This is a genomic window from Pseudomonas sp. H2_A10, assembly GCF_054680085.1.
Genome location: NZ_CP162821.1, coordinates 1,489,489 through 1,510,759, shown reverse-complemented (window position 1 = coordinate 1,510,759; position 21,271 = coordinate 1,489,489). Strand labels below are relative to the sequence as shown.

At 61.7% G+C, this 21,271-nt stretch carries 22 protein-coding genes; 6 read left to right on the top strand and 16 right to left on the bottom strand.

What is annotated here, in order from left to right; genetic code table 11:
* The first annotated feature begins 33 nt into the window (after positions 1 to 33).
* From AB4O23_RS06900 to coq7, 4 genes are all read left to right on the top strand, one after another.
* Positions 34 to 999, top strand: a complete 966-nt coding sequence (locus AB4O23_RS06900; protein ID WP_017530830.1) for a DUF805 domain-containing protein — start codon at positions 34 to 36, stop codon at positions 997 to 999.
* A gap of 62 nt (positions 1,000 to 1,061) precedes the next feature.
* Positions 1,062 to 1,850 carry an SDR family NAD(P)-dependent oxidoreductase gene (locus AB4O23_RS06895; RefSeq protein ID WP_017530829.1) on the top strand — a complete coding sequence of 263 codons (789 nt, stop codon included), beginning with the start codon at positions 1,062 to 1,064 and terminating at the stop codon, positions 1,848 to 1,850.
* A 46-nt stretch (positions 1,851 to 1,896) separates the two neighbouring features.
* Positions 1,897 to 2,235 carry a histidine triad nucleotide-binding protein gene (locus AB4O23_RS06890; RefSeq protein ID WP_005792015.1) on the top strand — a complete coding sequence of 113 codons (339 nt, stop codon included), beginning with the start codon at positions 1,897 to 1,899 and terminating at the stop codon, positions 2,233 to 2,235.
* A gap of 116 nt (positions 2,236 to 2,351) precedes the next feature.
* Complete coding sequence (gene coq7 / locus AB4O23_RS06885; RefSeq protein WP_017530828.1) at positions 2,352 to 2,999, top strand: 2-polyprenyl-3-methyl-6-methoxy-1,4-benzoquinone monooxygenase; 648 nt, start codon at positions 2,352 to 2,354, stop codon at positions 2,997 to 2,999.
* A gap of 61 nt (positions 3,000 to 3,060) precedes the next feature.
* On the opposite strand, the gene AB4O23_RS06880 is transcribed toward coq7, so the two are convergent.
* Complete coding sequence (locus tag AB4O23_RS06880; RefSeq protein ID WP_003176451.1) at positions 3,061 to 3,483, bottom strand: OsmC family protein; 423 nt, start codon at positions 3,481 to 3,483, stop codon at positions 3,061 to 3,063.
* A 246-nt stretch (positions 3,484 to 3,729) separates the two neighbouring features.
* Here AB4O23_RS06880 and crp point away from each other — a divergent pair, with 246 nt between their 5' ends.
* On the top strand, positions 3,730 to 4,374 hold the full coding sequence (gene crp / locus AB4O23_RS06875; RefSeq protein ID WP_017530827.1) for a cAMP-activated global transcriptional regulator CRP: 645 nt from the start codon (positions 3,730 to 3,732) through the stop codon (positions 4,372 to 4,374).
* Here the strand turns inward: crp and AB4O23_RS06870 are convergent.
* The 14 genes from AB4O23_RS06870 to AB4O23_RS06805 form a co-directional block, all read right to left on the bottom strand.
* Entirely contained in the window at positions 4,371 to 5,066 is a 696-nt protein-coding gene (locus AB4O23_RS06870) for a lipoate--protein ligase family protein (RefSeq protein ID WP_460062694.1), read from the bottom strand. The genes crp and AB4O23_RS06870 overlap by 4 nt on opposite strands.
* 80 nt (positions 5,067 to 5,146) lie before the next feature.
* The gene (gene trpC / locus AB4O23_RS06865; protein WP_017530825.1) at positions 5,147 to 5,983 is read right to left on the bottom strand and encodes an indole-3-glycerol phosphate synthase TrpC; all 837 of its coding nucleotides are present in this window, start codon (positions 5,981 to 5,983) and stop codon (positions 5,147 to 5,149) included.
* Positions 5,980 to 7,029, bottom strand: a complete 1,050-nt coding sequence (gene trpD, locus AB4O23_RS06860; protein WP_015886156.1) for an anthranilate phosphoribosyltransferase — start codon at positions 7,027 to 7,029, stop codon at positions 5,980 to 5,982. Before trpD ends, trpC begins: the two co-directional genes overlap by 4 nt.
* A gap of 9 nt (positions 7,030 to 7,038) precedes the next feature.
* Positions 7,039 to 7,632: an aminodeoxychorismate/anthranilate synthase component II gene (locus AB4O23_RS06855; RefSeq protein WP_065879387.1), complete on the bottom strand. Its 594-nt coding sequence runs from the start codon at positions 7,630 to 7,632 to the stop codon at positions 7,039 to 7,041.
* Positions 7,633 to 7,642: 10 nt separating this feature from the next.
* Positions 7,643 to 9,124, bottom strand: coding sequence for an anthranilate synthase component I (trpE, locus tag AB4O23_RS06850; protein ID WP_017530823.1), 1,482 nt, complete (start codon positions 9,122 to 9,124; stop codon positions 7,643 to 7,645).
* Positions 9,125 to 9,194: 70 nt separating this feature from the next.
* A complete protein-coding gene (locus AB4O23_RS06845) occupies positions 9,195 to 10,013 on the bottom strand; it encodes a phosphoglycolate phosphatase (protein WP_017530822.1) in 819 nt (272 codons plus the stop codon).
* Positions 10,010 to 10,684 (bottom strand): ribulose-phosphate 3-epimerase, encoded by a 675-nt coding sequence (rpe, locus tag AB4O23_RS06840; RefSeq protein ID WP_017530821.1) that lies wholly within the window; start codon positions 10,682 to 10,684, stop codon positions 10,010 to 10,012. Before rpe ends, AB4O23_RS06845 begins: the two co-directional genes overlap by 4 nt.
* Before the next feature lie 85 nt (positions 10,685 to 10,769).
* On the bottom strand, positions 10,770 to 11,918 hold the full coding sequence (locus tag AB4O23_RS06835) for an iron-containing alcohol dehydrogenase (RefSeq protein ID WP_460150422.1): 1,149 nt from the start codon (positions 11,916 to 11,918) through the stop codon (positions 10,770 to 10,772).
* 169 nt (positions 11,919 to 12,087) lie between these two features.
* A complete protein-coding gene (locus AB4O23_RS06830) occupies positions 12,088 to 12,912 on the bottom strand; it encodes an ABC transporter permease (protein WP_003176462.1) in 825 nt (274 codons plus the stop codon).
* A gap of 12 nt (positions 12,913 to 12,924) precedes the next feature.
* Positions 12,925 to 14,172, bottom strand: coding sequence for an ABC transporter permease (locus tag AB4O23_RS06825; protein WP_017530819.1), 1,248 nt, complete (start codon positions 14,170 to 14,172; stop codon positions 12,925 to 12,927).
* A 161-nt stretch (positions 14,173 to 14,333) separates the two neighbouring features.
* A complete protein-coding gene (locus AB4O23_RS06820) occupies positions 14,334 to 15,377 on the bottom strand; it encodes an ABC transporter substrate-binding protein (protein ID WP_017530818.1) in 1,044 nt (347 codons plus the stop codon).
* 44 nt (positions 15,378 to 15,421) lie between these two features.
* The gene (locus AB4O23_RS06815; protein WP_068936423.1) at positions 15,422 to 16,534 is read right to left on the bottom strand and encodes an ABC transporter ATP-binding protein; all 1,113 of its coding nucleotides are present in this window, start codon (positions 16,532 to 16,534) and stop codon (positions 15,422 to 15,424) included.
* A gap of 214 nt (positions 16,535 to 16,748) precedes the next feature.
* Entirely contained in the window at positions 16,749 to 17,378 is a 630-nt protein-coding gene (locus AB4O23_RS06810; RefSeq protein WP_017530816.1) for a response regulator, read from the bottom strand.
* Positions 17,379 to 17,390: 12 nt separating this feature from the next.
* On the bottom strand, positions 17,391 to 19,391 hold the full coding sequence (locus tag AB4O23_RS06805; RefSeq protein ID WP_017530815.1) for a PAS domain-containing sensor histidine kinase: 2,001 nt from the start codon (positions 19,389 to 19,391) through the stop codon (positions 17,391 to 17,393).
* Between the two features lie 77 nt (positions 19,392 to 19,468).
* Here AB4O23_RS06805 and AB4O23_RS06800 point away from each other — a divergent pair, with 77 nt between their 5' ends.
* Complete coding sequence (locus AB4O23_RS06800) at positions 19,469 to 20,440, top strand: alpha/beta hydrolase family protein (RefSeq protein WP_116078247.1); 972 nt, start codon at positions 19,469 to 19,471, stop codon at positions 20,438 to 20,440.
* A 63-nt stretch (positions 20,441 to 20,503) separates the two neighbouring features.
* On the opposite strand, the gene AB4O23_RS06795 is transcribed toward AB4O23_RS06800, so the two are convergent.
* Positions 20,504 to 21,271 carry a TerB family tellurite resistance protein gene (locus tag AB4O23_RS06795; RefSeq protein WP_017530813.1) on the bottom strand — a complete coding sequence of 256 codons (768 nt, stop codon included), beginning with the start codon at positions 21,269 to 21,271 and terminating at the stop codon, positions 20,504 to 20,506.

The window sequence follows — 21,271 nt, the reverse complement described above, 5'->3', positions numbered from 1 at the left end:
TCCCCCCATTGATTGAATGACAAGGATGCCCGTATGAGCGACAACCGTTTCAAGATTGTGTTTGATGGAGCCTTGCTCCCGGGTGTCGAAAGCACCACGGCCAAGCTGAACCTGGCCGAACTGTTCAAAAGCAGTGTCGAGGATATCGAGAAACTCTTCACCGGCCGCCCGGTTGCATTGAAACGCGACCTGTCCCGCCCCGATGCCGAAACCTACCTCACCGCGTTGAAAAACGCCGGGATCGATGCGCGTATCGAAGCCGAACAACCCGTGGCATTCAGCCTGGCCGAAACCCACGAGACGGACTCCGGCGCCGCTGATTTCTCGCGCCCCGCCGCCTCACCCTACGCGCCGCCGCGTGCAACCGTGGGTGAGAACCTGCCGGAATACGCCGAACTCAAAGTCTTCACCATCAACGGGCGTATCGGTCGCCTGCGGTACCTGGCATGGACGCTGGTGCTGACCGTCGCAATGCTCGTGGCCGCCGGCATCATCAGCACCGTGGGCTTCGCCATCGCAACTGCGTCGCCGACCATAGCCATCATTCTCGGCTCGCTGCTGGGTTTCGCGCTGTTCGTTGCGCTGGTTGTGGTGAGCGTGCAGATCGGTGTGCAACGCCTGCATGACTTGGGCTGGTCAGGCTGGCTATACCTGCTCAACCTGGTGCCGCTGGTAAACAGCATTTTCCCGCTACTGCTGCTGGTGCTGCCAGGTAACGCGGGCGCCAACCAGTACGGCGCACCGCCTCCGCGCAACTCCACCGCGGTGAAGGTACTTGCCTCGTTGTGGCTGGCGTTCATTCCGTTGATGCTCATCATCGTGGTCTCGCTGGGCATGAACGGCTACCTGGACCAACTCGAATCCAACGTGGACAGCAGCTACGAAAGCAGCTCCATCACCTCCGACGAAGACGCCGACCAAAGCGTGATCGTCGAGGAAGAAGACGCGCAAAGTGCTGACGAAGCAGCCGAACCTGTAGACTCCCCCGAAGAACAGTAAAGAAAACGCCCCCCATCCGTGATGCCTCCATCATCGATGGGGGCGTTGCGATGGAGAAAGGCATGACCCGTTACGCTCTGATCACCGGTGCCTCCAGCGGCATCGGCCTGGCACTGGCCGAAGCGTTGGCCCGCCGCGGCCGTAGCTTGATTCTGGTGGCCCGCCAGCGTGATCAGTTGGAAAGCATTGCACTGGAACTGACTCAACGCTTCGGCGTCGAGGTGCTGATTCGTGCCTGCGACCTGGGCGAGCCGCTGCGCTTGTCCGGGTTCCTGCTGGAGCTTGAGGAAGGCGAGCGGCAGATCGACTTGCTGGTCAATTGCGCCGGTATCGGCACCAGTGGGCCGTTCCTGGCCCAGGACTGGATGACCGAACAAGACCTCATCGAAGTCAACATCCTCGCCCTGACCCGCATGTGCCACGCCCTGGGCAATACCATGGCGCTGCACGGCGGCGGGCAAATCCTCAATGTCGCTTCGGTTGCCGCCTTCCAGCCCGGCCCGTGGATGAGCAGCTACTACGCCAGCAAGGCCTATGTGCTGCACTTCTCCGAAGGCCTGCGCGAAGAACTGAAGAGCTGCGGCATCCAGGTTTCGGTCCTTTGCCCTGGCCCTACGCGCACCGCGTTCTTCGACACCGCGCAAATGGACACCGCCAAGCTCGACCGCAGCGAACAGTTGATGAGCCCCGAAGAAGTCGCGCTGTACACCGTGCGTGCATTGGACAAAAACAAAGCCATCATCATTCCCGGTCGCCGCAACCGCTGGTTGGCCTTCAGCCCGCGCTTGAGCCCACGCTGGCTTACCCGCAAGATTGCCGGCGCGATCAACAAGGCCTATTGCCCACGCTGATCGCCTGAGTACACTCACCCTGCACATTCATAATGGAGAAACAGCTGTGGATACTCTGTTCACCAAGATCATCAACAGAGAAATACCTGCGAAGATCATCTACGAGGATGACCAAGTCCTGGCCTTCCACGATATTGCCCCTCAGGCGCCCGTGCATTTTCTGGTGATTCCGAAGAAGCCGATCCGCACGCTCAATGACCTCACGGAAGAAGACAAGGCACTGGCCGGGCACATCCTGTTCACCGCCCAACGCCTGGCCGTGGAACAAGGTTGCGAGAAAGGCTTTCGCGTGGTGATGAATTGCAATGAAGATGGCGGGCAGACCGTCTATCACATTCATATGCATGTGCTGGGGCAGCGTCAGATGAACTGGCCGCCGGGCTGACAGGCCTCCCAAACGGATCGCAGCGCCGTGCTGCGACCCCATGCCCTTGACTCAGCGCAAACGCGCGCCCCTCTCTTGCGGTAAACTGGCCGCCGAGATTCCTCCCGGAGGTCAGCATGACTACCCAACGTCACTACTCGCCGATTGATCGTCTATTGCTGCAAGCCGACACGGCCATGCGTACATTGCTGCCCTTCAGCGGCCAGCCCTACCGTCCGTCGCCGGCCATCGTGCAGCCCGACGCGCAGATGAGCCAGACCGAGACCCGACATGTCGCCGGCCTGATGCGCATCAACCATACCGGCGAAGTGTGTGCCCAGGCGTTGTACCAGGGCCAGGCCCTGACCGCCAAACTGCCTCAAGTGCGCGCGGCCATGGAGCACGCAGCCGAGGAAGAAATCGATCACCTGGCCTGGTGCGAACAACGCATTCGCCAACTGGGCAGCCATCCCAGCGTGCTCAACCCGCTGTTTTACGGTTTGTCATTCGGCATCGGCGCGGCAGCCGGCTTGATCAGCGACAAGGTCAGCCTCGGCTTTGTCGCCGCGACCGAACATCAGGTATGCAAGCACCTGGATGAACACCTGGAGCAATTGCCGGCGGAAGACGAAAAGTCCCGCGCAATTCTCGAACAGATGCGCATCGATGAAGAACATCACGCCGAAAGCGCGCTGGATGCCGGCGGCTTTCGCTTCCCGGCGCCCGTGCGGTTCGGCATGAGCCTGCTGGCCAAGGTCATGACCAAAAGCACCTACCGCATCTGACCCAAACCGCAGCTGAAAAAAAGGGCGCTATCAAAGCGCCCTTCTTTTTGCCAATGCGTCATCAGCCCAGCTCGATAATCTCGTAGTCATGGGTGATGGCCACTCCGGCCGCGCCAAGCATGATCGACGCCGAGCAGTACTTCTCCGCCGACAGTTCAATCGCACGCTTGACCTGCGCCTCTTTCAGCCCCCGGCCCTTCACCACGAAATGCATGTGGATCTTGGTGAACACCTTGGGATCCTCCGTGGCGCGCTCGGCTTCCAGGAAAGCTTCGCAGCTTTCCACGGCCTGACGGGATTTCTTCAGGATGCTGACCACGTCGAAATTGCTGCAACCGCCTACGCCGAGCAGGAGCATTTCCATCGGGCGTACGCCCAGGTTACGGCCACCGGCTTCCGGCGGGCCATCCATGACCACTACGTGACCGCTGCCCGATTCACCGAGGAACATGGCTTCGCCCGCCCATTGGATGCGTGCCTTCATCGCCCAGACTCCACTGCTAAAAAAGGGTCGCCAGCTTAGCACAGGGCCCGCCGGCGTCAGCGTTTCCCACAAAAGCGATCAATTGCAGGGCTTCCTGGGAAAATTGGCTAATCGAGACAGAATGTGTCTGTTAAGCTGGCGCCAAATCGATGGCGTATTGCCACCCTTTATACAGCGCCTATCAATGCCGATAGCGCTGCAGATAACAACTCAAACCACCTCGCGCTGCCTTTTCGGGATACAACCATGGTTGCTCTTACTCCCATACCCAAGATCAAGAATCTCGACAAGCTGTTGACGCACTGCCAGCGCCGACGTCACCCGGCCAAGCACAACATCATCTGCGCCGGCGAACGCTCCGAAACACTGTTCTTCATTATCAAGGGCTCGGTCACCATCCTGATCGAGGACGAAGACGGCCGCGAGATGATCATCGCCTACCTCAACACCGGAGATTTTTTCGGCGAACTGGGGTTGTTTGAACAAGCGGGCAAGGAGCAGGAACGCAGCGCCTGGGTGCGGGCCAAGGTCGAGTGCGAAGTGGCCGAGATCAGCTACAGCAAATTTCGCGAGCTGGCCCAGCAGGACCCCGACATCCTCTACGCCCTCAGCGGCCAGATCGCCCAGCGCCTGCGAGATACCACGCGCAAGGTCGGCGACCTGGCGTTCTTTGACGTCACTGGCCGGGTGGCCCGCTGCCTGCTGGAACTGTGCAAGCAACCCGACGCCATGACCCACCCCGATGGCATGCAGATCAAAGTCACGCGCCAGGAAATCGGGCGCATTGTCGGCTGTTCACGGGAGATGGTCGGCCGCGTGCTCAAGGACTTGGAGGAACGCAACCTGGTGCACGTCAAAGGCAAGACAATGGTGGTGTTCGGCACCCGTTAAACCGGCAGGAAGCTGGCCAGCATCTGACGGTACAAGGTGTCCAGCCGACTGATCGCATCCGGCGCGGGGAACGCTTCGTGCAGGGCGATATGGCTGTCGGCGCGAACACGCTGCTCAAGGCCACAAGCCTCGTTGAAACGATTGACCGCTGCGATCAATGCCTCTCGATCGTTATCCAGCAGCAAGGCGCCATGCACCAACCCCACCGGTCGACCACCGCTTTGGCGCCAGCGCTGGGCCGTGCCGACCATTTTGCGGCCGTTGAGATTGACGTTATAGCGACCGTCGCAGAAGGCGCCGTCGATTTCACCCACCGAGGCATCGCCGCCCAATTCGATCAACAAATCGCAGATCGGCTGGCATAAGCGCTGGTAACCGGTTTCGATACGGCCCTGATCGCCTTCGCTGCGCGGTGGCGCGTAGACCAAGGCGATATTCACCGTGGCAGCCGACTGTGGCACCGGCTCGCCACCGGTTTCGCGCAGCAGCACGGGCCAACCGGCGTCGGCCGAGACCCGGCTGGCAGCTTCAAACGCCGGCAGCCGGCTCAACCGGCGCGGCATCACCAAGGCTCGGTCGCTGGGTTGCCAGAACAGCAGGCCGAATTCCTGTTCGCCTGCACACACGGCAGCCAGTAGCGCTTGCTCAGCGGCAAGCCCTGCTTCGACAGTCATCGACACTGGCTGGATCATCGAACACCCACCTCGCTGAATAAACACAAAACCCAATGTGGGAGGGGGCTTGCTCCCTCCCACATTTTGAGCGCATTTCATCAATCCAGAGTCGAACCGCTGACCGCCACGCCCCGCTCCGGGAAAAACAAGCGTTGCAGCTCTGCCCCTGGGTTCTCGGCGCGCATGAACGTCTCGCCCACCAGGAACGAATACACCTCGCTGATTTCCATCAGTTCCACGTCGGCGCGGTTGACGATGCCACTCTCGGTGATCACCAAACGGTCGCGCGGGATACGTGGCAGCAAGTCGAGGGTGTTTTCCAGGCTGACTTCAAAGGTGTGCAGGTTGCGGTTATTCACCCCCACCAACGGCGTGTCGAGGGTTTTCAGCGCACGTTCCAGCTCATCGCCATCGTGCACTTCCACCAGCACGTCCAAGCCAACACTTTTGGCCACGGCCGCCAGCTCGGCCAGCTTCACGTCATCCAGGGCGGAGACGATCAGCAGTACGCAGTCGGCGCCCAAGGCACGCGCTTCGACGATCTGGTACGGGTCGACCATGAAATCCTTGCGGATCACCGGCAGCTTGCACGCCGCGCGGGCCTGTTGCAGGAACAGATCAGAACCCTGGAAGTAATCGATATCGGTCAGCACGGACAGGCACGTAGCGCCGCCCTTTTCATAGCTGACCGCGATTTCTGCAGGTACAAAGTGCTCGCGGATCACGCCTTTGCTCGGCGAGGCCTTCTTGATCTCGGCGATCACCGCCGGCTGCTTCTTTTTCGCCTGGGCGATCAAGGCATTGGCAAAACCACGCGGTGCATCCGCATTTTTGGCCAAACCTTCCAGCTCGGCCAGGCTTACGCGGGCGCGGCGCTCGGCGACTTCTTCGGCTTTTCGGGCGAGGATTTTTTCCAGAACGGTCGGCACACTCATCCTTCATTCTCCATCTTGAATACAGCGGTGAATGCACCCAGCTCTTCGAGTTTTTCGCGAGCCAGACCGGTATGCAGCGCATCGTGGGCCAATGCGACACCTTCTTTAAGACTATAGGCATGGTCGGCCGCGTAAAGTGCCGCGCCAGCATTCAGAACGATCATTTCCGCAGCTTTTTGGCCGTTCTCGGTCTTGCGCCGCCCCAATGCATCGCGAATCAATTCCAGCGATGCCGCCGGGCTTTCTACCGCCAAACCGTGCAGGCTCTGGCTCTTCATGCCCAGGTCTTCAGGCTCGACCCAATATTCAGTGATTTGGTCATTCTTCAGCTCTGCCACGAAGGTCGGTGCAGCCAGGCTGAATTCGTCCAGGCCGTCTTTGGAATGCACCACCAACACGTGCTTGCTGCCCATGCGTTGCAGCACTTCGGCCAATGGCCGGCACAGCGCCTGGCTGAAGACGCCCACCACCTGGTGCTTCACACCGGCCGGATTCGTAAGCGGGCCGAGCATGTTGAACAAGGTACGCAGGCCGAGGTCCTTGCGCGGGCCGGCGGCGTGCTTCATCGCTCCGTGATGAGACTGGGCAAACATGAAGCCGATGCCCACATTGTCGATACAGCGCGCCACTTGCACGGGCGTCAGGTTCAGGTAAATACCGGCCGCCTCCAGCAGGTCGGCACTGCCGCTCTTGCCGGACACCGCACGGTTACCATGCTTGGCCACGGTGCAACCAGCCGCCGCCACTACAAAAGACGAAGCCGTCGACACGTTGAAAATATTCGCACCGTCACCGCCGGTGCCGACCACGTCGACCACACCGTCGAGGGTCTTGAGCTCAACCTTGTCCGCCAACTCGCGCATCACCGAGACGGCGCCGACGATTTCGTCGATGCTTTCGCTCTTCATGCGCATGGCCATCATAAACGCGCCGATCTGCGCGTCGGTGCATTGGCCGGTCATGATCTCGCGCATCACATCGCTCATTTCAGCGGTGCTCAGGTCCAGATGGCCGACGATACGGCTCAGGGCAGTCTTGATATCCATGGAAAGTCCTTAGCGCGTGCCGCCGCTCTGCTTGAGAAAGTTGGCGAACAGCTCGTAGCCCTGCTCGGTCAGGATCGACTCGGGGTGAAACTGCACCCCTTCGATGTTCAATGTCTTGTGGCGCAGGCCCATGATCTCGTCGACGGAGCCGTCTTCCAGTTGGGTCCAGGCCGTCAGTTCCAGGCATTCAGGCAGGGTTTCACGCTTGACTACCAGCGAATGGTAGCGAGTGACCGTGACCGGCAGGTTAAGGCCTTCAAACACGCCCGTGCTCTTGTGGAACACCGGGCTGGTCTTGCCGTGCATCACCTGGCGCGCACGCACCACATCACCGCCAAACGCCTGGCCGATGGACTGGTGACCCAGGCATACACCCAGGATCGGCAGTTTGCCGGCGAAATACCGGATGGCTTCGAGGGAGACACCCGCCTCGGTCGGGGTGCACGGGCCAGGCGAAACCACGACGCGCTCGGGGTTCAGCGCAGCGATTTGCGCCACGGTGAGTTCATCGTTGCGCACCACCTTGACCTCGGCACCCAGCTCGCCCAGGTACTGCACAACGTTGTAGGTAAAGGAATCGTAGTTATCAATCATCAGCAACATGGGGGAAACCTCAGGAATTGGGGGTCTGTTCAGCCAGCGCAACAGCGCGGAACATTGCGCGGCGCTTGTTCAGGGTTTCTTCCCATTCGAGGGCCGGCACCGAGTCGGCGACGATCCCGCCACCGGCCTGTACATGCAGTTCCCCGTCCTTGATCACTGCCGTGCGGATCGCAATGGCCGTGTCCATGTTGCCGTTCCAGGCGAAATACCCCACCGCGCCGCCGTAGACGCCGCGTTTGACCGGCTCCAGTTCGTCGATGATTTCCATCGCACGGATCTTCGGCGCGCCCGACAACGTGCCGGCCGGCAGAATCGCGCGCAATGCGTCCATCGCGGTCAGGCCGGCTTTCAGCTCGCCAGTGACGTTGGACACGATGTGCATCACGTTGGAATAGCGCTCGATGACCATCTTCTCGGTCAATTTCACCGAGCCGATTTCCGAGACGCGCCCGGTGTCGTTGCGGCCCAGGTCGATCAGCATCAGGTGCTCGGCGATTTCCTTGTCGTCGCTCAGCAGGTCTTCTTCCAGCGCCACGTCCGCTTCTTCGGTCGCACCGCGCGGGCGAGTGCCGGCAATCGGGCGCACGGTGATCAGGTTGTCTTCGACGCGCACCAACACTTCCGGCGAACTGCCCACCACGTGGAAGTCGCCAAAGTTGAAGAAGTACATGTACGGCGTCGGGTTGAAGCAGCGCAGCGCCCGGTACAGGTCGATGGGCGCCGCCTTGAAGTCGATGGACATACGTTGCGACGGCACTACCTGCATGCAGTCGCCGGCGAGGATGTATTCCTTGATCGTGTCGACGGCGCGCTCGTAGTCATCCTGGGTAAAGCTGGAACGGAACACCGGGTCGGCTGCTGGTGGACGGCTGAGGTCCAGGCCGCGACGCGGGGTGATCGGCTGGCGCAGTTTGTCCAGCAGGGCTTCGAGGCTGGCCTGGCCTTGTTCGAAGGCATCCGCCTGGGCCGGATCGGCCAACACGATCGCATGCATTTTGCCGGCGAGGTTGTCGAACACCACCACCGCATCGGACACCATCAGCAGAATATCCGGCACGCCCAATGGGTCTGGATTCGGGCATTTGCCCAGGCGTTTTTCCACATAACGCACGCAGTCGTAGCCGAAATACCCCACCAGGCCACCGTTGAAACGCGGCAGGCCGGGGATGGTCGGCACGTTGTAACGCGCCTTGAAGGTTTCGACGAAGGCCAGTGGGTCTTCCACGTCGTGGCTTTCGATCTCGACGCCGTCATGAGTGATGCTCACATGATGGTCGTGTACCCGCATCACCGTACGGCATGGCAGGCCGATGATCGAATAACGCCCCCACTTCTCGCCGCCCTGCACCGATTCCAACAGATAGGAATTGGGCTCGTCGGCCAGTTTCAGGTAGATCGACAGCGGTGTGTCGAAGTCGGCCAGGGTTTCGCAGGCCAGGGGAATACGGTTATAGCCGGCAGCGGCCAAACGCAGGAATTCTTCGCGGGTCATGAGGTGCCTCGTGGTGTGAGGGTCTAACAGTCAGGTAGGCAAACGTGCCGCAGAGCGCGGCCAGGATCAGTCAGGCGCGCCAACGCCAGCGGGCCAGGGCCTTGATGACTTTCATCCAGAGTTTGCGAGTGACCACCACGATGGAATTTCCAGAAGGGGACGGATCGGTATCGGGCAACGTTATCTCAGCGCCCGCTCCCAAGCAACCGGGGATTAGCAGTCGCAGGTCATCAATGACCAACGCCGGAGATTCCTCGGCAATCGGCCGGCCATGGTTATAGCCGTAGCTCAAGGCTACGCACTGCACACCCGCCGCTTTTGCCGCCTGCACGTCGCTGCGCGAATCGCCGACAAACAATGACTGCGAGGCCGGGATATTGGCCATTTTCATCACAAAAAACAGCGCCGCCGGGTCAGGCTTTTTCTGCGGCAACGTATCGCCGCCGATGATCCAGCGGAAATAACGGCCGATCTTCATCTGGTCCAACAGCGGCGCAACGAATCGCTCCGGCTTGTTGGTGATCAGGGCCATTTCCACGCCCTGCTTGCTCAGCCACTTGAGGGTGTCACGTACGCCGGGGTAAACCACGGTCAGTTCATGGTCGCCTTCATAGGCCGTGTTGAACAATTCCAAGGCGTGTTCGGCTTCCACCTCGTCGACACCGTCGGCCTCGATGTGGTTGGCCAGGGCCCGGCGCACCAGCATCGGCGCGCCGTTGCCGACCCATTCGCGTACCGACTCCAGCCCCGCCGGCGGGCGCCCCAGTTTGAGCAGCATCTGGTCCACCGCCGCCGCCAGGTCCGGCACCGAGTCGATCAAGGTACCGTCCAGATCGAACATCACCAGCCGTGGCAGTTTGCCGGGGAACAGCTGCTCAAAGCCGCTCATGGACGCGCCAGCGCCAGTTCGGCGCGCATTTTGGCGATCACTTCCTGATAGTCCGGGGCATTGAAGATCGCCGAACCGGCGACGAAGGTGTCGGCACCGGCGGCAGCGATTTCGCGGATGTTGTTGACGTTGACCCCACCGTCGATTTCCAGGCGGATATCACGGCCCGAGGCATCGATCAGCGCGCGGGCTTCACGCAGCTTGTCAAGAGTGCCGGGGATGAACTTCTGCCCACCGAAACCTGGGTTGACGCTCATCAGCAGCACCATGTCGACCTTGTCCATCACGTACTTGAGCACGTCCAGCGGGGTAGCCGGGTTGAACACCAGGCCCGCCTTGCAACCGCCTTCGCGGATCAGTTGCAGGGTACGGTCGACGTGCAGCGAAGCTTCCGGGTGGAAGGTGATGTAGGTGGCGCCGGCTTCGATGAAGTCGCCGATGATGCGGTCCACCGGGCTGACCATCAAGTGCGCGTCGATCGGCGCGGTGATGCCGTATTTGCGCAGCGCCGCGCAGACCATCGGGCCGATGGTCAGGTTGGGCACGTAGTGGTTGTCCATGACATCGAAGTGCACGAAGTCGGCACCGGCGGCCAACACGTTGTCCACTTCCTCACCCAGGCGGGCGAAGTCGGCGGAGAGAATCGATGGGGCAATAACGAAGGGCTGCATGACGCACCTTTTCTGAGCTAAATCACGATGGCGCGCATTGTATACCTCATGCTTTGCTGCGCGCACCGTGACCTGGCTCAACGGGCTAGTAAGCGGCCCGGTAGATTTTCTCGATATCCGCCACGCTGAGCTTGCGCGGGTTGTTGCGCATCAACCGTTCGATCCCCGCAGCTTCAGTGGCCATGGCCGGGATCGCGTTCTCGGGGATTGCGAAACTGCGCAGGCCTGCCGGGATCTCCACGGCGGCGCAGAGTCGCGTCATGGCCTCCACCGCCTGGTCGGCAGCCTCATTGACACTCAGCCCGCTGGTATTGACGCCCATGGCCTGGGCAATGTCCTGCATGCGCTCGACACAGGCCAGCTTGTTCCAGTGCATCACGTAGGGCAGCAACAGCGCATTGCTCACGCCGTGGGCAATATTGAAACGCCCGCCCAGCGGGTAGGCCAACGCATGCACCGCCCCCACCCCGGCGTTACCGAAAGCCATGCCGGCCATCAAGCTGGCGGTGGCCATATCGTCCCGGGCCTGCAAATGGGCCGGGTTGGCGTAGGCCTTGGGCAGCGCCTTGGCGATCAGCTTGATCGCACCGATGGCCAAGGCATCGGTGATCGGCGAGGCGTTCAGCGACAGGTACGACTCAATGGCATGCACCAGCGCATCCACGCCGCTGGCGGCGGTAACGCTGCGCGGGCAGGTCAGGGTCATTTGCGGGCTGATCAGCGCCACGTCCGGCAACAGGTAATCGCTGACGATACCTTTTTTCAACTGCGCGACTTTGTCGGAGAGGATCGCCACATTGGTGACTTCCGAGCCGGTGCCGACCGTGGTCGGGATCGCGATCAATGGCGGGCCTTTACGCGGTACCTGATCGATACCGAACAAATCCGCCAGCGCGCCGTGGTAACCGGCATAGGCCGCCACGCTTTTGGCAATGTCGATGGCGCTACCGCCCCCCAGGCCAATCAGGCCGTCGTGCCCGCCGTCGCGGTAGGCCTGCATGCAGTCTTCGACAATGGCTATTTCCGGGTCGGGCAGCACGCGGTCGAAGATTTCGTAGCTGCGCTCGCCCAGGTGTTCGAGGGCCAAGGCTACGGTGCCGGATTTGACCAGCACCGCATCGGTGACAATCAGCGGGTTGTCCACATCCAGACGGGTAAGCTCGGCGGCCAGCTGCCCGATGGCGCCTGCGCCTGTCAGCAATTTGTGGGCGATCTTGAATGAGGAAGTACTCATGTGCGCGGCCTCTTATCAATGATGGGGCTGGCACAAGAGTAGCTGATGCATAGGGGTTGTCTGCCATTCAGCGGCTGAATGGTCTTGGAGGCTCAACACAAAACCCCTGTGGGAGGGGGCAAGTCGAATCGTCGCACCGCCCCTCCCACATTTTGATCTGTGCTGGGCTCTAGACCTGTGCTGTCCGCAGCTTCTCGCTACGGCCACGCAACCACTCCAAGGTCAGCAACAGCAACACCGAGAACGCAATCAGCAAGGTCGCCGCCGCCGCAATCGTCGGGCTGAGGTTTTCGCGGATACCGCTGAACATCTGGCGTGGCAGGGTTGCTTGCTCGGGGCCGGCAAGGAACAGCGTCACCACCACCTCATCGAACGAGGTGGCAAAGGCAAACAACGCGCCGGAGATCACCCCCGGCGCAATCAGCGGCAGGGTTACCCGACGAAACGCGGTCAAGGGCGAAGCCCCCAGGCTGGCCGCTGCCCGCACCAGGTTATGGTTGAAACCCTGCAAGGTCGCCGACACGGTGATGATCACAAACGGCACACCCAGCACCGCATGCACCACGATCAACGAGAAAAAGCTGTTACCCAGGCCCAACGGCGCAAAGAACAGGTAACTGGCCACGCCGATGATCACCACCGGCACCACCATCGGCGATATCACCAGGGCCATCACCAACGCCTTGCCGGGGAAATTCCCACGGGTCAGGCCAATCGCCGCCAGGGTGCCGAACACCATCGCCAGCACCGTGGCCGCCGGGGCGACGATGATGCTGTTTTTCAGCGCACGCATCCATTCGGCCGAGGCAAAGAAGTCGTGGTACCACTGCAGCGAAAAGCCTTGCAGCGGGTACACCAGGAAACTGCCGCTGTTGAACGACAGCGGGATGATCACCAGCACGGGCAATATCAGGAACAGCAGGATCAAGCCGCAGAGAATCCGCAAGCTGTAGAACCACACCCGCTCCACGGGGGACATATAAGGGCTCAGCATCGCAAGGTCTCCTTAGCTCAGGCGCAGGCGGCTGGCGCCGACCAGCCGGTTGTAGATCAAGTACAGCACCACGGTCGCCAGCAGCAGCAGGCCGCCCAACGCCGTCGCCATGCCCCAGTTGATGCTGGTGTTGGTGTAGAACGCCACGAAGTAGCTGACCATCTGGTCGTTCGGGCTGCCCAGCAACGCCGGAGTGATGTAGTAACCAATCGCCAGAATGAACACCAACAGGCAACCGGCGCCCACACCGGCGTAGGTCTGTGGGAAGTACACGCGCCAGAAACTGGCGAACGGGTGGCAGCCCAGGGAAATGGCCGCACGCATGTAGGTGGGTGAAATGCCCTTCATCACGCTGTAGATCGGCAAAATCATGAACGGCAGCAGGATGTGCACCATCGAGATGTAGACCCCGGTGCGGTTGAACACCAGCTCCAAGGGTTTATCGATGAGGCCCATGCCCATCAGCGCGCTGTTGATCAGGCCACCGGATTGCAGCAGCACGATCCATGCGGCGACCCGCACCAGGATCGAGGTCCAGAACGGCAGCAACACCAGGATCATCAGCAGGTTGCTTTTACGCGCCGGCAGGTTGGCCAACAGGTAGGCCAGGGGGTAGGCCAGCAGCAGGCAGATGACCGTGATGACCAGGCCCATCCAGAAGGTGCGGGCGAAAATGTCCAGGTAGATCGCCTGGTCGGGCGTGGCCGGGGCGATTTCGCCTAGGTCGTCGATACGGTGATCGACCGCCGCCAGCAAGTAATACGGCGTCAGGCTGCTGGTATTGCGCCGGATCGCCTGCCAGTACGCCGGGTCGCCCCAACGTTCGTCGAGGGTTTCCAGCGCTTCTTTATAAGAGGCCGGCGCTTCGGTAAACGGCAGCGCCCGTGCGGTTTTGGTCAGCAGGCTGCGGTAGCCGGCCAGTTCCATGTTCAAGCGCTTGGACAGGTCGCCCAAGGTCTGGTTTTTGCGCGCTTCACCCAGGTCTTCACTCAGCGCCCGGTATACCGGCTCGCCCGGCAGGCCACGACCGTCCCAAGCTGTCACCGCCATCACGGTACGCGGCAAGCCGCCCACCACTTCCGGGTTACCGACACTTTTAAACAACAGCGCAACGATCGGCACCAGGAAGACCAGCAGCAAAAACAGCACCAGCGGCGCAATCAAGGCCTGGGCCTTCCAGCGGTTAAGCCGCTCGGCACGCGCCAGGCGCTGCTTGAGGGTGGGGCTGTTGACCTCGTTCGAGGGAACGGCGATGGCCATGGCTGACTCCGGATCTTAAAGATGAATGCACACCCTGTGGGAGGGGCGGTGCGACGATTCGACTTGCTCCCGATAGCGGTGGATCAGTCAGCCTGTGTATTGCCTGACAGTCTGCCATCGGGAGCAAGTCCCCTCCCACAGGGGTTCAGCGGTGCTGCTGGTTACTTTGCAGCCCAGGAATTGAAGCGCTGCTCAAGCTGCTCGCCGTTATCGGCCCAGAAGCTCACATCGATCTGCACCTGGTTGGCGATGTTCTCTGGCGTCGTCGGCATGTCCTTGAGAATGTCCTTGGCCAGCAACGGTACGGCTTGGGTATTGGCCGGGCCGTAGGCGATGTTTTCCGAATAGGTCTTCTGCTGCTGCGGCGCCACCGAGAAGGCGATGAATTTCTTCGCCGCTTCCGCGCGGTCTTTGGCCAGGCCTTTAGGAATGGCCCAGGCGTCGAAGTCGTAGATGCCGCCGTTCCACACCACTTTCAGGTTGCTTTCTTTTTGCACGGCAGCGATGCGGCCGTTGTAGGCCGAGCTCATCACTACGTCACCCGAGGCGAGGTACTGTGGCGGTTGTGCGCCGGCTTCCCACCATTGGATCGACGGCTTGAGTTCGTCGAGCTTCTTGAACGCACGGTCCTGGCCGTCTTTGCCGGCCAGTACTTTGTAGACGTCTTTGGGCGCTACGCCGTCGGCCATCAACGCAAATTCCAGGGTGTACTTGGCGCCTTTACGCAGGCCGCGCTTGCCCGGGAATTTCTTGGTGTCCCAGAAATCCGCCCAACTGGTGGGCGCGGAGGCCAATTTGTCGGCGTTGTACGCCAGCACGGTCGACCACACGAAGAAGCCCACACCGCACGGCTGGATCGCGCCTTTTACGTAGTCTTCGGCTTTGCCGAACAGTTTCGGGTCGAGCGGTTCGAACATGTCTTCGTCGCAACCGCGGGACAATTCCGGCGATTCCACTTCCACCAGGTCCCAGGAAACGCTCTTGGTGTCGACCATGGCTTTGACCTTGGCCATCTCACCGTTGTACTCGCCGGCAACGATCTTGCCGTTGCCCGCGCTTTCCCACGGTGCATAGAAGGCCTTGACCTGGGCCGCCTTGTTCGCGCCACCAAAGGACACAACCGTCAGGTCCGGGCCGGCGGCCATGGCCTGTGTCGCGCCCATCAAACCGAGGGCGAGCGCTGAATACTTAAGGGATTTCAACATTGTTGTTCTCTCCACGTGCAGGGTTGGTGAAGCCATGGGGGCGATCAATTCGCCTCTAAAAGTGGGTCGAGTGCGCGAACGTGCTCGACTTGCCAGCCAATCGGTACCACGTCGCCGACCGCCAGGGCCGGGTCCAGCTCGGCAATCGGTTGTTTCACAAAAAAATCGGCCTTGCCGCAGACTTCCAGGCGTACGCGCACGTGGTCGCCCAGGTAGATGAATTCCGCCACTCGCCCCGAAAAACGGTTGCTGCAGCTTTCGCTGGAACCGTTGAGGCTGACGCGTTCCGGGCGTACCGACAGCGTCACCGGGCCGCCGAGCTGGCCGACGTTGATCGCCAGGGCCTCGACCTTCTCGCCCCGCGCCAGCTCGACCACGCAGCGGTCGCCGGTGTGGCTGTGCAAGCGCCCGTTGAGGCGATTGTTCTCGCCGATGAAGTTGGCCACGAAGGTGTTTCTGGGCTCTTCGTACAAGGTGCGTGGCGAGGCGATCTGTTGGATCTCGCCCTGATGAAACACCGCCACGCGGTCGGACATGGTCAGGGCTTCACCCTGGTCGTGGGTCACATACACCACCGTCACGCCGAGGCGCTGGTGCAGGTGCTTGATCTCCATCTGCATGTGTTCACGCAGTTGCTTGTCGAGGGCGCCGAGGGGTTCGTCCATCAGCACCAACTGTGGCTCGAACACCAGCGCGCGGGCCAAGGCCACACGCTGTTGCTGGCCGCCGGACAATTGCGCCGGGTAGCGCTGGGCGAAAGCGTCAAGCTGGACCATGCTCAGCACGCGTTTGACCCGCTCGCTGATATCGGTCTTGCTCAACCCGCGCACCGAGAGCGGGAACGCCAGGTTCTCGGCGACGGTCATGTGCGGGAACAACGCGTAGTTCTGGAACACCATGCCGATGTCGCGCTTGTGCGGCGGCACGTTGTTGATGGCGCGCCCCGCCAGCTGGATTTCGCCGGCGGTGGGGGTTTCAAAGCCGGCGAGCATCATCAGGCTGGTGGTCTTGCCCGAACCAGATGGCCCGAGCAAGGTGAGGAACTCGCCCTTGCGAATCTCCAGGTTGAGGTCTTTGACGATCAGGTTCTCGCCGTCGTAGCTTTTCTGCACGCCACGAAAGCTGACCAGTACATCATTTGAATCCACCTCGCTCATACCCGCACCTTTGTGTTTTGGACTGCTGTGGCACAAGCGTAGTCCACGCCAGAGCCCCCGGAAATCGGGGGCCAGGAGAGATTTGCATCAGCCGGATGGAAGGCTGGGGGTAGGGATCGCCCTACATCAATGGCGGGGATGGAACAGTGTCACGGCCGCACGCGCCGGGAATGGCTTCAGTACGGTTTAAGGGGCGTCGCAAACAGGCATGTCGTCACAGAAGTTTGTGTTCCATGGCGTACTTCACCAGTTCAGCCAGGGAGGTGATGTTGAGCTTTTGCATCAAGCGCGCTTTGTGGGTACTGATGGTTTTGCTGCTCAGCGCCAGTTGCTGGGCGATATCGTTAACGTTGGCGCCTTGGGCCAGGCGCTCGAACACCGAGAACTCGCGCTCCGACAGCAACGCATGCAGCGGCCTGGCGTCGGTGAGGCCGACTTCAAAGACCATGCGGTCGGCCAGGTCCGGGTCGATATAGCGCCCGCCGGCGGCCACCTTGCGAATAGCGGTGAGCAGCAACGCCGGGTCACTGTCCTTGGTTGCATAGCCGGCGGCGCCCACCTTCAAGGCGCGGGCTGCCATCTGCGCTTCGTCGTGCATCGACAGCACCAGGATCGCCGGCGGGTTGCTCAACGCGCGAATCCGCGCAATCGCCTCCAGGCCATTGACGCCAGGCATCGAAATGTCCAGCAGGACCACCTCGCAGGACACGTGGCGCAAGGTCTCCAGCAACTGTTCGCCATTGCTCGCCTCGCCTACCACCAGCAGGTCTTTGGCCAGGCCGATCAGTTGCTTGATGCCTTCACGAACAATGGTGTGGTCTTCGGCTACCAGTACGCGGATCACAGGGGTTTCCTCTTATTGTTTGGCATCCAGCGGCACCATCACGCTCAGGGTGGTGCCCTCCCCCAACTCACTGTGCAGGCTCAATTGCCCACCCATGATCAGCACCCGCTCGCGCATGCCGACCAGGCCAAACGAGACCGCGCGGCCTTCAGGCTGGACGAAGCCAACGCCGTCGTCGCTGATGGTCAAGCGCAAATCGCTGCCGTCCATCGCCAACGTCAGCTCCACAGTATGCGCCTGGGCATGGCGCATCACATTGGTCAGCGCCTCCTGCAGGATACGAAACAGGCCTATGGCCTTGGCGTCGCTCAGGGCCGGCAGGTTATCCGGCACCTGCACCAGGCAGGGAATGTGCGTACGCGCTTCAAAGCGGCGGGCTTGCCACTCGATGGCAGACGCAATCCCGGCATCGAGAATCGGCGGGCGCAGGGCGGTGGCTACGTCCCGCACTAGCTGGAACAACTGAGCGATCAGGCGTTTCATGCTGTTCAAGCGCTCGTGCAGGCCGGGGTCCAGTTGCGCATAGGCCAGCTCGCACATGGACGTTTCCAGCTTGAGCACCGTGAGCATCTGCCCGAGTTCGTCGTGCACTTCGCGGGCAATGCGCGCCTTCTCTTCTTCGCGCACGGTTTCCAGGTGCGCGGACAATTCGCGCAGTTGCGCTTCGCTTTGCAGCAACGCGGCCAGGGTACGGCGCAGTTCGGTGACGTCGTTGAGGTAAACCACAAGGTACTCGGCCTCGGCAAACCGCAAGAAGCTCAAGGACACGTTGGCCGGCAGGATGCTGCCGTCGGCGCGCAGGCAATCGGTGGCAAAATTCTGCGGCCCCTCTTCGCTGGCGCGCGCGCGCTTCCATAGGTTGAGCCAGCGGTCCATGTCCAGCGTGGGGTCGAGATCGACCAGCGGCCGCTCGATCAGCGCGCCGGGGTCGTAGCCGAGCATGCTTTCGGCGGCGCGGTTGGCGTAGCGCACATGGCTGTCCCAGTTGACCCACAGGATGCCGACGGTGCTTTGGTCGATAGAAAATTGCGTCAGGCGCAACGCTTGCGCACCGGCGGCGCGCGCGGCGCTTTCTTCGCGCGCGGCCAATAGGTCGTGTTCCAGCGCGCGTTGCTGGCGGCGTTGCCAGAACACCACCGCCAGGCTGGCGAGCAACAACAGCCCCAGCAACAGGCAGAGGTTTTGCCAAAAGCCTTTGGATTCGGATAAACGCGGGTATTTGGGCTGCAGCCAACGATTGTGCAACTGGTCCAGGTCTCGGGCAGGGATGGCGCGCAGCGCGCTTTCCATAATGCCGGCCAACTGCGGCCAGTCGCGTCGAGTGGCCACGCGCAGCAACTGCGGCAAGCCGATATCCCCTACCACCGCCAACCCGGCGAACTCCGCTTCGCCGGACAAGCGACTCAGTTGCGCTTCATCGACGATGGCGTAGCGCGCCTGCTCGCTGACCAGCAATTGCAGGGCCTGGCGCTCCATGGGCACACCTTGCAGGTTAAGGCCTGGGTAAGTACCGCGCAGATAATCGGCCACGGCGCTGGGCATGCGCACGGCGACGCGAGACTGCCCATCGAGTTTTTCCAGTTCAACGGCGCCACCGCCCTCCCGGATGCCGACGATGTGTTGGGGCACACGCATATAGGGGTCGGTGAACAACCACAGGCGCAACCCGGCCGGGGTCTGTTGCAGGCCTGGGGCGATGTCGACTTCATCGTCGCGCACGGCGGCTTCCAACTGCTCCTGACTGGGAAAGTTGCGCCACACCAGGTCAATGTTCAGCGCCTTGGCCAGCCATTGCATCAGTTCCACATTGGCGCCGGACAAGCGTTGCAGCCGCCGGTCGTATTGCGCGTAAGGCGCCTGCAGCACCACACCTACCCGCAGCTCCGGGTGCGCGGCCAGCCATTCGCGCTGCTGCGCGTTGAGCTGTGCCTGCGGGACGGCAGGCGTGGGGGCGGCGTTGGCCATAAAGGCAATGCACAAACAGCCGATAACCAGCAGACAGCGAAAACCCATGATCCACGTCTCACATCACTGACAAATACTGACCAACCCATTAGGCTGCTGGAATCTCTTCTGGCCGGGAATTAACGATGCTCTTTCTCCACCGTTCGGCACTGCCAGCATTGTGCCTGTCGCTGCTATTTACCAGCGCCTTTTCTGTACACGCCGCCGACACACCGCCGCCCGCCGAAAAACCCGTCGAGCGCCAACCCTTGCCCGAGCGCAGCCAGCAAGAGGCCAGTTCGCTGGAGCGCACCCTGCCGCAACAGGAACAACAGCAGTTGCAGGCCGGCAGCGACTCCTTCCTCGCCCTGTGGAAACCCGCCAACAGCTCCGAACCCGAAGGCGTGGTGATTATCGTACCGGGGCGCGGTGAAAATGCTGATTGGCCTCAAGCAATCGGCCCATTGCGGCGCAAATTGCCGGACGCCAATTGGGGCAGCCTCAGCTTGTCGCTGCCGGACGTAAGCGTCGACACCCTGCCGCCACGCGCCGTGGAAGCGCCCAACGCCACGGTCGACACCAGCAGCAAGGAAGCCAGCACCGCCGACAAACCGATCGAACAAGCCGCCAGCGCCGAGGCCGAAGGCACCGACCCGGCGGTGGTGGCGGGCGCCGATGAGCAGGACAAGACCGACGCGTCGCGTATCTTCGACCGCATCGACGCCGCCGTGGCCTTCGCCCAAACCCAAAGCGCACGTAGCGTGGTGCTGCTCGGCCATGGCACGGGCGCCTGGTGGGCCGCGCGTTACCTGAGCGAGAAACAACCGTCCCAGGTGCAGAGGTTCGTGATGGTCGCGGCGCAAACGCCCAATGGCCGCCATCCGGACGTGCAACAACTGGCCCCCGGCCTGAAGTTGCCGACCGCTGACGTGTTCTACCAAGACACCGCTCAATCCCGCAAAAACGCACTGGCGCGGGCCCAGGCCGCCAAACGCTTGAAGAATGATGGCTATAAGCAAGTGACCTTGAAGACCCTGCCCGGCAACAGCGCTGCCGAGCAAGAACAGTTGTACCGGCGAGTACGTGGGTGGTTGAGCCCACAGGCCGATGCGGACTGAAGAACAACGCAAAATCCATGTGGGCTTGCTCCCTCCCACATGGGATTGTGGTTATCCCTGGGGCTAGCGAAAATCCCGCCGCTCGCGAATCAACGCATAGGCATTGTGCAGGTCGCGGGTGCGCTCGGTGGCCTCACGCACTTGCGCAGGGGTGGCGCCACTGCCGGCAACCTTGTCCGGGTGGTGACGACTGAGCAGGCGGCGATAGGCGCGCTTGATTACCGACGGTTCAGCGGTGGCGGTTACGCCAAGCAAGCGCAACGCCTCCTGATACGTGCCGTTGCGATTGACCAGCGGCTTGCGTTCAGGCGTGTAGTCCGCCGCCAGGGCCTGGAGTTGTTGCGGTGTCCAGCCCAACCATTTACCCCATTGGTCGATCAGGTCGCGTTCAGCGTCATCCGCCCTGCCGTCCGCCCAGACCATCCGCCAGCACGCACGCAGCACGCCTTCGGCCGCGTGGGGCTGGGCCTTAAGCACGCGCAGATAGCGGCGCACCCGGTCGGAGCCGGATTTGCCACGGTTGAAGGCTGCGATTGCACGGCGCTGGGCCGAGTCGGTCATGTCCAGCGAGCGCATTTCCTGGCGCGCCTGCTGAATATGCCCATCCACCACGCGCCCGTTGCTTTTGGCCAGGCGCCCCAGCAACACAAACAGCAATTCGTCGTTACGCAACGCGGGACGCCCGCCCAGGCGCTCGCGCAGCTGTGCCCAACTGTGCAGTTGCAGGCGGCGATCCAGCGCCTGCCCTAGCAACGCACCCAACAAAGCCCCCGGAATACTGGCAATGGCAAAGCCAGCCCCGGCGCCGATCAGCGTCCCTGGCCACAACAT

Coding starts and splice junctions, on each gene's coding strand:
- AB4O23_RS06900 (WP_017530830.1), top strand. CDS start 34: ATGAGCGACAACCGTTTCAAGATTGTGTTTGATGGAGCCTTGCTCCCG.
- AB4O23_RS06895 (WP_017530829.1), top strand. CDS start 1,062: ATGACCCGTTACGCTCTGATCACCGGTGCCTCCAGCGGCATCGGCCTG.
- coq7 (WP_017530828.1), top strand. CDS start 2,352: ATGACTACCCAACGTCACTACTCGCCGATTGATCGTCTATTGCTGCAA.
- AB4O23_RS06880 (WP_003176451.1), bottom strand. CDS start 3,483: ATGAAGGCACGCATCCAATGGGCGGGCGAAGCCATGTTCCTCGGTGAA.
- crp (WP_017530827.1), top strand. CDS start 3,730: ATGGTTGCTCTTACTCCCATACCCAAGATCAAGAATCTCGACAAGCTG.
- AB4O23_RS06870 (WP_460062694.1), bottom strand. CDS start 5,066: ATGATCCAGCCAGTGTCGATGACTGTCGAAGCAGGGCTTGCCGCTGAG.
- trpC (WP_017530825.1), bottom strand. CDS start 5,983: ATGAGTGTGCCGACCGTTCTGGAAAAAATCCTCGCCCGAAAAGCCGAA.
- trpD (WP_015886156.1), bottom strand. CDS start 7,029: ATGGATATCAAGACTGCCCTGAGCCGTATCGTCGGCCATCTGGACCTG.
- AB4O23_RS06855 (WP_065879387.1), bottom strand. CDS start 7,632: ATGTTGCTGATGATTGATAACTACGATTCCTTTACCTACAACGTTGTG.
- trpE (WP_017530823.1), bottom strand. CDS start 9,124: ATGACCCGCGAAGAATTCCTGCGTTTGGCCGCTGCCGGCTATAACCGT.
- AB4O23_RS06845 (WP_017530822.1), bottom strand. CDS start 10,013: ATGAGCGGCTTTGAGCAGCTGTTCCCCGGCAAACTGCCACGGCTGGTG.
- rpe (WP_017530821.1), bottom strand. CDS start 10,684: ATGCAGCCCTTCGTTATTGCCCCATCGATTCTCTCCGCCGACTTCGCC.
- AB4O23_RS06835 (WP_460150422.1), bottom strand. CDS start 11,918: ATGAGTACTTCCTCATTCAAGATCGCCCACAAATTGCTGACAGGCGCA.
- AB4O23_RS06830 (WP_003176462.1), bottom strand. CDS start 12,912: ATGCTGAGCCCTTATATGTCCCCCGTGGAGCGGGTGTGGTTCTACAGC.
- AB4O23_RS06825 (WP_017530819.1), bottom strand. CDS start 14,172: ATGGCCATCGCCGTTCCCTCGAACGAGGTCAACAGCCCCACCCTCAAG.
- AB4O23_RS06820 (WP_017530818.1), bottom strand. CDS start 15,377: ATGTTGAAATCCCTTAAGTATTCAGCGCTCGCCCTCGGTTTGATGGGC.
- AB4O23_RS06815 (WP_068936423.1), bottom strand. CDS start 16,534: ATGAGCGAGGTGGATTCAAATGATGTACTGGTCAGCTTTCGTGGCGTG.
- AB4O23_RS06805 (WP_017530815.1), bottom strand. CDS start 19,391: ATGGGTTTTCGCTGTCTGCTGGTTATCGGCTGTTTGTGCATTGCCTTT.
- AB4O23_RS06800 (WP_116078247.1), top strand. CDS start 19,469: ATGCTCTTTCTCCACCGTTCGGCACTGCCAGCATTGTGCCTGTCGCTG.
- AB4O23_RS06795 (WP_017530813.1), bottom strand. CDS start 21,271: ATGTTGTGGCCAGGGACGCTGATCGGCGCCGGGGCTGGCTTTGCCATT.